Annotated in this window: 13 protein-coding genes and 1 riboswitch; of the genes, 1 reads left to right on the plus strand and 12 read right to left on the minus strand. The window is 38.4% G+C overall.

The window, feature by feature from the left end; translation table 11 throughout:
- The 4 genes from ribH to ribD all read right to left on the minus strand — a co-directional run bounded on the left by ribH (nt 1) and on the right by ribD (nt 3,651).
- The gene (ribH, locus tag D1Z92_RS04570) at nt 1-471 is read right to left on the minus strand and encodes a 6,7-dimethyl-8-ribityllumazine synthase (protein WP_128894482.1); all 471 of its coding nucleotides are present in this window, start codon (nt 469-471) and stop codon (nt 1-3) included.
- 170 nt (nt 472-641) lie between these two features.
- Nucleotides 642-1,853: a bifunctional 3,4-dihydroxy-2-butanone-4-phosphate synthase/GTP cyclohydrolase II gene (locus D1Z92_RS04575; RefSeq protein WP_128894483.1), complete on the minus strand. Its 1,212-nt coding sequence runs from the start codon at nt 1,851-1,853 to the stop codon at nt 642-644.
- A 23-nt stretch (nt 1,854-1,876) separates the two neighbouring features.
- A complete protein-coding gene (gene ribE, locus D1Z92_RS04580; protein ID WP_128894484.1) occupies nt 1,877-2,533 on the minus strand; it encodes a riboflavin synthase in 657 nt (218 codons plus the stop codon).
- A 2-nt stretch (nt 2,534-2,535) separates the two neighbouring features.
- A complete protein-coding gene (gene ribD, locus D1Z92_RS04585) occupies nt 2,536-3,651 on the minus strand; it encodes a bifunctional diaminohydroxyphosphoribosylaminopyrimidine deaminase/5-amino-6-(5-phosphoribosylamino)uracil reductase RibD (RefSeq protein WP_128894485.1) in 1,116 nt (371 codons plus the stop codon).
- Between the two features lie 479 nt (nt 3,652-4,130).
- Nucleotides 4,131-4,288, minus strand: a riboswitch (FMN riboswitch).
- A 265-nt stretch (nt 4,289-4,553) separates the two neighbouring features.
- Between ribD and D1Z92_RS04590 the strand changes: the two genes are divergently transcribed.
- Nucleotides 4,554-5,333, plus strand: coding sequence for a sporulation protein (locus D1Z92_RS04590; protein WP_128894486.1), 780 nt, complete (start codon nt 4,554-4,556; stop codon nt 5,331-5,333).
- A gap of 39 nt (nt 5,334-5,372) precedes the next feature.
- Here the strand turns inward: D1Z92_RS04590 and glpX are convergent, their stop codons facing one another.
- The 8 genes from glpX to spoIIAA all read right to left on the minus strand — a co-directional run bounded on the left by glpX (nt 5,373) and on the right by spoIIAA (nt 11,737).
- Nucleotides 5,373-6,341: a class II fructose-bisphosphatase gene (glpX, locus tag D1Z92_RS04595; protein ID WP_128894487.1), complete on the minus strand. Its 969-nt coding sequence runs from the start codon at nt 6,339-6,341 to the stop codon at nt 5,373-5,375.
- Nucleotides 6,342-7,105: 764 nt separating this feature from the next.
- Complete coding sequence (locus tag D1Z92_RS04600; RefSeq protein WP_128894488.1) at nt 7,106-7,537, minus strand: peptidylprolyl isomerase; 432 nt, start codon at nt 7,535-7,537, stop codon at nt 7,106-7,108.
- 77 nt (nt 7,538-7,614) lie between these two features.
- Entirely contained in the window at nt 7,615-8,145 is a 531-nt protein-coding gene (locus D1Z92_RS04605) for a DinB family protein (protein WP_128894489.1), read from the minus strand.
- Nucleotides 8,142-8,492 carry a PH domain-containing protein gene (locus D1Z92_RS04610; RefSeq protein ID WP_128894490.1) on the minus strand — a complete coding sequence of 117 codons (351 nt, stop codon included), beginning with the start codon at nt 8,490-8,492 and terminating at the stop codon, nt 8,142-8,144. The genes D1Z92_RS04605 and D1Z92_RS04610 overlap by 4 nt, the downstream gene beginning before the upstream one ends.
- Nucleotides 8,493-8,650: 158 nt before the next feature.
- Entirely contained in the window at nt 8,651-9,982 is a 1,332-nt protein-coding gene (gene lysA / locus D1Z92_RS04615) for a diaminopimelate decarboxylase (protein WP_128894491.1), read from the minus strand.
- 186 nt (nt 9,983-10,168) lie between these two features.
- Nucleotides 10,169-10,927 (minus strand): RNA polymerase sporulation sigma factor SigF, encoded by a 759-nt coding sequence (sigF, locus tag D1Z92_RS04620; protein WP_128894570.1) that lies wholly within the window; start codon nt 10,925-10,927, stop codon nt 10,169-10,171.
- Between the two features lie 13 nt (nt 10,928-10,940).
- On the minus strand, nt 10,941-11,384 hold the full coding sequence (gene spoIIAB, locus D1Z92_RS04625; protein ID WP_128894492.1) for an anti-sigma F factor: 444 nt from the start codon (nt 11,382-11,384) through the stop codon (nt 10,941-10,943).
- Nucleotides 11,381-11,737, minus strand: a complete 357-nt coding sequence (gene spoIIAA, locus D1Z92_RS04630) for an anti-sigma F factor antagonist (RefSeq protein WP_370741212.1) — start codon at nt 11,735-11,737, stop codon at nt 11,381-11,383. Before spoIIAA ends, spoIIAB begins: the two co-directional genes overlap by 4 nt.
- Nucleotides 11,738-11,917 lie beyond the last annotated feature (180 nt).

Consider the following 11,917-nt stretch of genomic DNA (forward strand, 5'->3'; position numbering starts at 1 on the left):
TTATCCCCCAATTTGTTGACTCAAATTGGCCATTTCGATAGCAGTAACAGCTGCCTCCCATCCTTTATTGCCCGCTTTTGTTCCTGCTCTTTCTATCGCTTGCTCTATCGTATCCACCGTAAGTACACCAAATACGGTTGGTACACCTGTTTTTAGTGCGATTGCAGATACGCCTTTCGCTGCTTCATTACATACGTAATCAAAGTGTGGTGTAGATCCACGGATAACTGCTCCTAGTGTAATGACCGCATCATACTTTCCTGACTGTGCCATCTTTTGTGCAATAAGCGGTATTTCAAATGCACCTGGTACCCAAGCCACGTCGATTTCTTCGTCTTTTACTCCGTGCCTTTTGAAACCATCTAAAGCTCCTGACAGTAATTTACCTGAAATAAATTCGTTAAAACGTCCAACTACGATGCCATATTTTAAATTTTCCGAGACTAAATGTCCTTCGAATGTTTTTACCATGAATATAATCTCCTTCACTCAACATAATGTAATTTGATTTAACTAGATGAATCATCTTCACAACAAATCATTTCTTCATCTCATATAGCTACTATTAATAGTTACTATCATACCATGAATGACTTCATTCGACACATTTCCACTTATCCCTCTTTGTATTTTACAAATGATTAGGAATGAAAGTGTAACAAATGCCCTAATTTTTCTTGTTTTGTGTGCAAATACTTCTCATTGTTGGTGTTCTCTTGCATTTGGATTGGTACTCTTTCCACCACTTCGATACCGTATCCTTCTAGCCCTGTAATTTTTCTTGGATTGTTCGTGAGCAATCTCATTTTCCTTACACCAAGATCCTTCAAGATTTGTGCACCGATGCCATAATCGCGTAAATCCGGAGCAAACCCAAGCTTCTGGTTCGCTTCTACCGTATCGTATCCTTGTTCTTGCAATTCGTAAGCTTTCAATTTATTTAAGAGACCGATCCCTCTTCCTTCTTGCCTCATATACAATAAAATCCCTTGACCGACTCTGTTGATTTCTTGAAGTGCAGCAGCTAACTGAGGACCACAGTCACAGCGCTGCGAGTGGAACACATCGCCTGTTAAACATTCCGAATGCACACGAACTAAAACAGGTTGCTCTGGATCTATTTCCCCTTTAACAAAGGCCACATGCTCTTTATTATCTACCTCGTTACTATAGCCAATCGCGTTAAACGTTCCGAAATCTGTAGGCATTTTCGTTTCTACTTCACGCTTCACTAATTTATCTTTTTGATTACGATATTGAATAAGATCTTCAATGGAAATCAATTTCAGGTCATGTTCTTGTGCAAATTGTGCTAAATCCGGCAGTCTTGCCATGCTACCATCTTCCTTAATGATTTCACAAATGACACCTGCTGGATAAGAGCCACACATTTTAGCCAAGTCTATTGCTGCTTCGGTATGCCCTGCTCGTCTTAAGACACCACCCTTTTTAGCGATAAGAGGAAAAATATGTCCTGGTCTACGAAAATCTTGTGGCCTTGCGTCAGGGTCCATGATCGCCTGAACGGTTGTAGACCGTTCCGCAGCAGAAATACCTGTCGTCGTTGTTGCGTGATCGATAGAAATGGTAAAAGCAGTACCATGATAATCCGTATTTTGCGTCACCATTGGTGGGAAATCTAACTCTCTAGCCCGCTCTTCTGTCACAGGGACACAAACAAGTCCCCTAGCATGTTTAATCATAAAATTAATCATTTCAGGTGTTGCTTTTTCTGCAAGTGCAATTAAATCCCCTTCATTTTCACGGTCTTCATCATCTACTACAATAACGGGTTTTCCTAACATTAAATCATAAATTGCGTCCTCAATTTTGTTTAATTGAATGTCTGACATTGTATTCTCCTCCTCTTATGCCTTTATGCAAAACCTTTTTGTATTAACATTTCCATGTTCAATGTACTCTGGCTTTGGCCCTGTTGTTCATCGAATGATAGCAATCGTTTTATATATTTTCCTATAATATCTGTCTCTATATTCACCATATGTCCATCACCTTTGTGCTGTAAGTTAGTGTATTGCAGTGTGTGAGGAATAATGGACACAGAGCATGTATCTTGTGTTACTTTAATCACGGTCAAGCTAATGCCGTCTATCGTTATGGATCCTCTCTCCATCACGTAAGGCATTAACGATGTATCGTTTAGTTGTAGAGTAAACACCACCGCATTTTCGACAATTTGTTTACTTAAAATTTTAGCGATACCATCTACATGTCCTTGCACAATATGGCCACCGAAGCGACCATTCGCAATCATGGCTCTCTCCAAATTGACGATATGACCTTTTTGCAGTTCATGTAAATTCGTTTTGTTATATGTTTCTGGCATGACATCCACCGTAAAGGTGTGATTGTCAAATGCAATAACAGTAAGGCACACGCCGTTTACAGCAATGCTGTCTCCATTTTTCACATCTTCTAGTATGTGTTTTGCCTTTACTTTTAACACGAGCGTATGCCCTTGATTGCTAATCTGCTCGATACGACCTAGTTCTTCAATAATTCCGGTAAACATCGCTACTCCTCCTTATAGTTTGGATAGCCAATAAAACAAACATCATCTCCAAAACGCTCTATTTGTAATTCATCCAATTGCAACGCATCTTGCATATGACTAAATCCATCAAAATTAAAGTTGGATGGGGCATCTATGCCGCCAATAATTTTAGGCGCATAAAAGAGGATCATCTTATCGATCAAGCTGGATTCCAGCATAGCACCGTTTAGTTTACCCCCACCTTCTAGCAAAATAGATGAAATGCCTGCTTCAGCTAATTGCTTCATCGCTTCAGGCAAATCCACTCGGGAGCGTGAGCCACTATAAAAAATACGTATGCCTGCTTGCTCTAATTGTTCGGCCTTTTCTTTTGATGACATTTCAGAAGTAACAATCCACGTTGGTGCAAGTTTATCGGTAACGACCTTAGCATGCAATGGTGTTCGAAGGGTCGAATCAATGATGATACGAACGGGATGTTTTCCAGTATCTTCTAGCCTGGTAGTCAGCTGTGGATCGTCTTGTAATAATGTATTCACACCGACCATGATGCCTTGATGTTGATGACGAAGCGTATGCACAAACTCCCTGGAAGCTTTATTGGTTATCCATTTACTGTCTCCATCTGCAGAAGCAATTTTACCATCTAACGTACTCGCTGTTTTCAGTGTAACGAACGGTCTGCGTTTTGTTATATACGTAAAAAACACTTCGTTCAAACGCTGAGCTTCTTGTTTTAACAAGCCTACTTTCACTTCTATACCGTGTTCTTGTAATAATGAAACTCCCGATCCTGCCACTTGCGGATTAGGGTCTTCACAAGCTACGATCACTTTGCGAACTTTAGCGTCAATGAGTGCTTTTGCACAAGGAGGTGTTTTCCCATAGTGACTACATGGCTCTAAAGTGACATAGACAGTGCTTCCTTCTGCCTCTTCCCCAGCCATATGTAAAGCATGAATTTCAGCATGATGATGACCTTGTTTTAGATGAGAACCTAAACCTAATATTTGATTGTCTTTCACGATCACACAACCTACACATGGGTTGGTTCTCGTCTGCCCTTTTGCAGCTGATGCCAGCTGCAAAGCTTGTCGCATGTAATGTTCATGGTTAAGATTGTTTAATTGTTCCATCTCTTGTTCCTCCTACCATCTGAAACAAAAACACTAATGAAAGGACATAAAAAACACCCTCATCACTTTTCAAAGTAAAGGGGCGTTGGGAAAATTATACACAAGCGCAACGAAGTAAAATGGATATGTACACAACAGAGGAGTAATAAACCTATACATCACTTTTTTCTGTGCTAACTTCGTTTTTTGATACTCTTACGGAAAGAGTCTTAAAACAACGTCGTATCACACCAAAGACAATGTAAGGTAAAGAGAAGCCGTCTAAGCACAGCAACTATCTATGATCCTGTTGTGAACAAATGATAACGATGCAAATAAATTCTAATGAAATAATGAACCCTGATCAAACCAGTGACCAAGAACCAAATAAGCATTACAGTTTTATTTGCATATAAAATGTATAAACAAACATCATGGTATCTTGTGAAAATATGAACTTACTTTCACAATGACACAATGATCACGATCATTCGTTACGCGAAATCCTTCTCCCATCCAGACTATACTGTCGGCTCTGGAGTTTCACCAGATCAACCATACACGTAAAGCAGTATATGTACGGTTCACGGACTGAATCTGTTATACGTTAACAGATAACACCGCCGGTTGGGAATTTCACCCTGCCCCGAAGGATGACGTCGATATTTAGTTGTTTTTGTTATGTTCATTGTTAGCTATTCAGTATAAAGCAAATATTAGCTTTAAATTAAACTCAATATAACACCGTTTCTAAAATAAATCAACTTTTTTCGTTGTTCATTTTATTGTGCAAGGAGTAAAGAATCAACATCCTCTAGTCTTTCGAAAATAGTGGAAACTTATGTAACGATGATACGTATAGCATAGTAAGTTTGAAACATATGAGCTATTTTAAATTCAATGGATTGGAAGGATGAAGAAAGATGTCATTTTTTAAGAAAGCCCTTGCAAGTGTAGGTATTGGTTCAGCGAAAGTGGATACAAAACTACATGAAGCTGAACTCTATCCAGGAGAATGGATAGAGGGCGAAGTGCATATTATAGGAGGAAACATTGAACAAGAAATTGATGACATATATATGTTTTTAGAAACTTTTTATGAAAAAGAAGTGGACGATAAAAACATAAAAAAAACAGTAAGGCTACATCAACATCAAATCAGTTCTCGTTTTACATTACAGCCAGATGAAGAGAAACAAATACCGTTTTCATTTCAAATTCCTGATGATACACCGTTGACCATCGGAAAACAATCTGTCTATTTAAGAACAGGGTTGGACATTAAAAATGCGATAGATCCTGGGGATAACGACCATTTGCAAATTATTCCACATCCGATGATGAATAAAATCATCTCCGCCACAGAGCAACTTGGATTTAGACTTTATAAAGTGGATTGCGAAGAGAATCGAAAGTTAGGACGTAGATTTCCATTCGTACAGGAATTTGAATTTAAACCGTATGGGGATTACAAAAAGTACTTGGATGAATTAGAAATGATTTTCTATTTAGATGGAGAGCAATTAGAAGTTCTATTTGAAATTGATCGACGTGCAAGAGGTTTCTTCGGTATACTTGCAGAAGAGTTTGATATGGATGAACGTTTTGCTAGAATCATCTTCCATGAATCTGATTTACTTCAGCGTTCAACAGAGGACATATCCTATCAACTAGAAAATATTATAGATAGTCAATTGAAATAATAAGAGAGGAGGAACTGGCCTCCTCTCCTTCTATATTCCTTATTTAGCAGACAATCTTGGTTTTTTCTCTAGTCTATGGTTGCCATCAATGAATCTAACTGTTCCCGTCTTCCCTCTCATGACGACCGATTGCGTCGTTGCTCTAGTTCCTTGGAAGCGCACGCCTCGTAGTAACTCTCCGTCCGTTACACCAGTAGCAGCAAAAATTGCATCATCGCCTTTGACGAGGTCATTCATAAATAGCGTCTGTTCTGCTGGATGATGAATTCCCATTTGATTGCAACGGGCTATTTCTTCTTCATTCTGTGGTAATAGCTTACCTTGAATTTCCCCACCTAAACATTTTAATGCCACTGCTGCAAGGACTCCTTCAGGTGCTCCGCCTGAACCTAATAAAATATCTACCCCTGTATCAGGAAAAGCAGAATTGATAGCTCCTGCCACATCCCCGTCAGGAAGTAAACGAATACGCGCACCCATTTCACGAATCTCTTGTATCATCTTCTGATGACGTTCCCTATCTAACGTTGCAACGACTAGATCTTCGATATCTTTGCCATTTGCAGCAGCAACCGCTTTCAAATTGTCTGCTACAGGGGCATTAATATCTATTTTCCCTACTGCTTTCGGTCCTACTGCTATTTTCTCCATGTACATGTCTGGTGCATGCAACAAGTTGCCTTTATCGGCTATCGCAATAACAGCAATAGCGTTCCACGTTCCATTTGCTACAATATTGGTTCCTTCTAAGGGGTCTACTGCAACATCGACATATGGTGGTCCACCTCTACCTAATTTTTCACCAATGTAAAGCATAGGAGCCTCGTCCATCTCACCTTCCCCGATGACAACTTCACCATCCATCGGGACGTTTTCAAACTCACTTCTCATTGCGGAAGTGGCTGCCTCATCTGCTTCGTTTTTCTTCCCTAGTCCCATCCATCTTGCAGATGACAACGCAGCTGCTTCGGTTACTCTGACAAGTTCTAATGATAAACTTCGCTCCATGCTCATCCCCCTAAGTATTTTTAGTTTCATCATAGCGTGTGGACTTTTTTAATGTCAACCGCAGAACCAATCTCGTCTTTCCGTCTTTTCCATCTCCAAATACTTCTAACACCTCAATGCACAAGGGCGAAACCATAAAATAAAAACATAAAATATACAGTACATAAAATTTTCTGATATTACTAATTAAAGTATTTTTTCACTATGTAACCAAGCAAACTATGAGTTAATAATCGTAGAGAAACAAAATTAACCTCACATCGTGAGGTTCATCTAAATGACATTATAGGAGAATGTATGTCAGCGTTATAATCGTAGCTTGTAGCTTTACATGAAATACGTTGATATCATGCTTTTTTTATATCCTGGTTTAGTTATTTATTTTATATATACTATATAATTATTTATTTACTTTTCTTTCTTTCTTTCTTTCTTTCTTTCTTTCTTTCTTTCTTTCACATTATACTGGACATTTATTAGTTATATCATCTTACTTCATACGACATACATATACTTACAATTACATATTTAAACCCCTGGTGACTTTAAACATGAAGCCTTCCCCTTCTCTCCTCCTATTTCTATTATTCTATATAAATTTTGATCGATCTGCTGTTATTTATGCTAAATTTAGTTTCCAAAATACAAAGGGTGAGAAAATGATCGAAACTTTTCAAAATAAAAAAGAATAAAAAAGTCGATGACAGCGATATGCCATCATCGACTTTGGCTTATTTCATGTATAGTGGAAACAGAATATGTGTTTAAGCTTCTGTTACTTTTACAGACTTCATTCTTTCTTGACCACGAAATGTATCTACGGTTTCCATTCCTTTTACCACTTTACCGAATACCGTATGTTGTCCATCTAGATGAGGTTGTGGTTCATAACAAATGTAAAATTGACTTCCACCCGTATTGCGGCCTGCATGTGCCATCGCTAGGCTGCCTCTCTCGTGCTTATTGGAGTTGATCTCACAATCGATCGTATATCCAGGACCACCTGTTCCTGTACCGTTAGGACATCCTCCTTGAGCGACGAACCCTTGAATGACACGGTGAAACGTTAACCCATCGTAGAAACCTTCATTTGCTAACTTTTCAAAATTTGCTACTGTATTAGGCGCATCATTGTCAAATAAATCAATGATGATTTCCTCTCCAGTTTCCATTACTACTGTTGCTTGTTTTGGCATTTAATATTTCCTCCTCCATATTCATCGCATCCATGTGCATCTATTATTGTAATCGTTCCAACGCCATGTAGCAAATATTATGCTTGATTTACTTTTGTAAGGAACGGATTTTCATCTGCACTTGGTCCGTATAATGGTGGAACTGGCGCGTCCAATAATCGAAGATAGACCGTCATCTGTCCACGGTGATGATATATATGATTAAACATTAACGTACGGAGCAGAAATATTTTTGGCATAGACATTAACGTGATTTCCTCATTTTTTAGTTTCCAAAGGTCCATTAACTTTTCTTCATCCAATTTCATAAACTCACCTTTAACCGCGTTTATACTTTCATCATATTTGGCTAAGACGATGTCTTTGGTAAGTTCAGATGGCAGCTCTGCTGGTTTAAAAGAAGTAATGTCTGCCTCATCCATCTCGACTGCTTTCAAGAATCCAGGACCAGAAATAGAAGCAATATGAAGTGCTAACTCTCCTAGTGAGTGTGATTTTTCATGAGGTTTCCAAGCTAATTTATCCTCCGGCATATTTTCCAACAGACGGCGCGTTCCCTCTGCTTCTTTTTCAAATTCTTGCGATAAAATCATTAATAATTGACTCAATTTTTATCCACCTCTTTTTTTAGATTTTGTAAAGACAGCAAGGCAAGATCATACCATTGTGCTTTTTCGCTATAGTCCACTTCATACCAACCTGCTAAAGGCCCTTTGTTAACAAAGGGATTAAAGGGACGGCAGCCCGTTGATGGTATGGTGGTGGGGAGAAACATTTTACCAAATCTAAATACCATCTTATTATGTTTTTTTGCATAGAACGCAAACACTTTGTGATGATAAGTAATCGCTGGAGTAGACATTATACGTCCTATACTCACTCCAGATTGTTCCATCAAGAGTTGGTCAGCAATCTCATCATACATTCGCTGACCCAAATACTCTTGCTGCTGCACCTGTTTTCCTCCTTCATTCAGCTTTTCTACTATTATTCATCTATATTTTACCATATTAATAGCATTTATATTGAAAATTCTGAATTTAATGTTAAGAAAAACACAAAAAAGAGGACGCATAGAAAACATGCATCCTCTTACTTTTCAATTATGCTTAACTATGATGTCACCACAGCATTGGACAACCGCACAGGTACAAGATCATTTTGCAGTAAATCATTTAGACTCTCTCGCTTCACCACAATATCTGCCTGTCCATCTTGTACAAATACTACAGCTGGGCGACGAATACGATTGTAATTGCTCGCCATACTGTAATTGTAAGCGCCTGTACATGAAACAGCTAGTATGTCCCCATTTTTTGCTTTTGGCAAATGTGCATCCCATATTATTTTATCTCCACTCTCACATGCTTTTCCTGCTACCGTCACTACTTCTTCATTTGGATCGTTAGCACGATTAGCAAGCATTGATTCGTATTTCGCTCCATACAAAGCTGGGCGAATATTATCTGACATACCACCATCTACGGCGATGTATTTATTAATACCAGGTATATCTTTGTGGGTTCCTATCGTATACAATGTTGTTCCCGCTTCACCAACAATACTTCTCCCTGGTTCTACCCAAATTTCAGGTATTGGATGTTGTAGTGCTGCAAATGTTTCTGTGACATCTTTCATCATCGCTTCTACGTACTGTCTCACCGACAGAGGTTTATCTTCCTCTGTATAGCGAATACCGAAGCCTCCACCTAAGTTAATAACTGAAAATGTATGCTGAAGCTCACTTCGCACTTTTTGTGCAAATGCCGCAACCACTTTCACCGTATGAGAAAATCCTTCTACTTCGAAAATTTGTGAACCAATATGCGTATGAACACCTAAGAGACTTAGGTTATGCTTATCAAGGGTTTTCTTCACCGCTTCAAAAGCAGCACCATTTTCTAAATCAAACCCAAATTTAGAATCTGTTTGTCCTGTTGTAATGAATTCGTGTGTATGTGCTTCTACCCCTGGAGTAATTCTCAACAAAATGTTGACTGACTTTCCTTTTTCATTCGCCATGTTAGCAAGCATGTCTAATTCCACATCGTTATCTACGACAAAACAACCAATATTTGCATCGAGTGCAAATGCAATTTCCTCTGGCGTTTTGTTGTTTCCGTGAAAATGAATGCGCTCCACTGGAAAACCTGCTTCTAGTGCTGTATATAATTCCCCATCAGATACAACGTCTAATGAGAGCCCTTCTTGTGCAGCCAGAACGCACATTGCTTTTGTACTGAATGCTTTACTAGCAAACGCCACTTGAAATGTATCCGTAAACGTTTTAAATGCATCTATATATTCACGGCAACGCTGACGAATGAAAGCTTCATCCATGACATATAGCGGTGTACCATATTGCTTCACAAGATCGACGGTGTCACATCCTCCAATTTCCAGATGTTCACGCTCATTTATTTTGCTTGTGCCATGTAAATACATCATCGTTCCCCTTTCGATGTTATCCTTAGTATGTAAAAATTTATCACAGTAAAGGAACTCAAACAATGTATTCTATTCAATAAAATTTGTACTCATCGTTGCAAGGCAATGAGATCATCATGAACATCAGACGATACACTATAAGTGGATTTAGGAGGTAGTTTGTTCATCTTATATATTTCTAATTCACTGCGCAATTTGTTCTTTGATTAACTTTAATATTTTCTTCTCTAGCCTTGATACTTGTACTTGAGAAATACCAAGCCTACTCGCCACTTCAGACTGTGTCTGATCACGAAAATATCGAAGGTATACGATGAGCTTTTCTCTCTCATTTAACGATTGAATTGCTTCGTGCAATGCCAATTTTTCGAACCAATTTTCCTGTGACACATCTGCAATTTGATCCATCAATGTAATAGGATCCCCGTCGTTTTCAAACACCGTTTCATGTATCGAAGACGGAGGCTTGTTTGCTTCTTGTGCAAACACCACTTCCTCAGGTGTCATATCTAATTGTTCTGCAACTTCGTTAATGGTAGGTAATCTATTTAAATTTTTAGATAATTCATCCCGTGTTTTTCTTATTTTATTTGCAGATTCCTTTAAGGAACGACTTACTTTTAACGTACCATCATCTCTTAAAAAGCGCTGTATTTCACCGATGATCATGGGTACAGCATAAGTGGAAAATTTAACATCATAAGATAAATCAAATTTATCTACTGACTTGAGTAACCCAATACAACCGATTTGAAATAAGTCGTCCGCTTCATAACCTCGGTTCAAAAAACGCTGCACAACGGACCACACTAGCCGTGTATTGCAGCTTACCAATGTATCTCTAGCTGTGGTGTCTCCAGCTTGACTGAGAGCGATTAACCGCTTCACTTCGTCATCATTTAGGTGGCTATGTGAACCGTTTTTTCCGACATCATTATTCATCATACCCAGCCCCTTATTTGTATAATGCTTTTTTTGATTCAATACGTTTCATCATACGAATTCGTGTGCCCTCATCCATACTCGACGTAATTTGAAACTCATCCATAAAGTTTTCCATAATCGTAAATCCCATACCAGATCGCTCTAATTCTGGTTTAGACGTATACAATGGTTGTCTTGCTAGATCTACATCACTAATGCCTTTCCCTTCATCTTCTACCATGATGTACACAGTATCTTTCTCTACTTTAGCTGTAATGGTAACCATTCCGTTTGGATCATTATCGTAACCGTGAATAATAGCATTCGTTACCGCTTCAGAAACGACCGTTTTAATATCTGTTAGCTCATCAAACGTAGGATCTAATTGACTTACAAAGGCTGCAACGGTCACTCTAGCAAAAGATTCATTCTCGGAACGACTAGAAAATTGTAATTTCATATTATTTTCACTCATGACACTACCCCCAGACTAGAAAGTGCATTGCTTTCATTCTGCTCAATATTCAAAATTTTAAACAGACCTGACATTTCAAATAATCGATATATTTGTGGATTAATATCACAAACGACCATTTTACCGCCCTTATCTTTTACTTGTTTATACCTACCAATAATGACACCTAAACCTGAACTATCCATGAATTTGAGATCTTTTAAACTTAAAATAATATGACAGCTATTTTCTCTATCTAATGCCTCTTCCATCTTTTGTTTCACCATACTTGCTGTGTGATGATCCAGCTCACCTTTCAGCCTTACTATGACTGCTTGTCTATTTGTTTCAATGTCTACTTTCAAGCTCAACATCTATCACTCCTTCTCGTCAGTTCCTACCTACGTTTTCTATAATAAACTAGGGGATTCCTGCTACATGACAAAACTAGTAAAAAGCTCTGAATATCAGACAAAAAGATGACGCTTCTTCCAATATATAATATGACGGAATCAGATGAAGCTTTATTGTCGCTTCATCTGATTCCGTGAACA

The sequence above is a fragment of the Longirhabdus pacifica genome (genome assembly GCF_004115085.1).
Taxonomy (GTDB): domain Bacteria; phylum Bacillota; class Bacilli; order Paenibacillales; family DSM-105158; genus Longirhabdus; species Longirhabdus pacifica.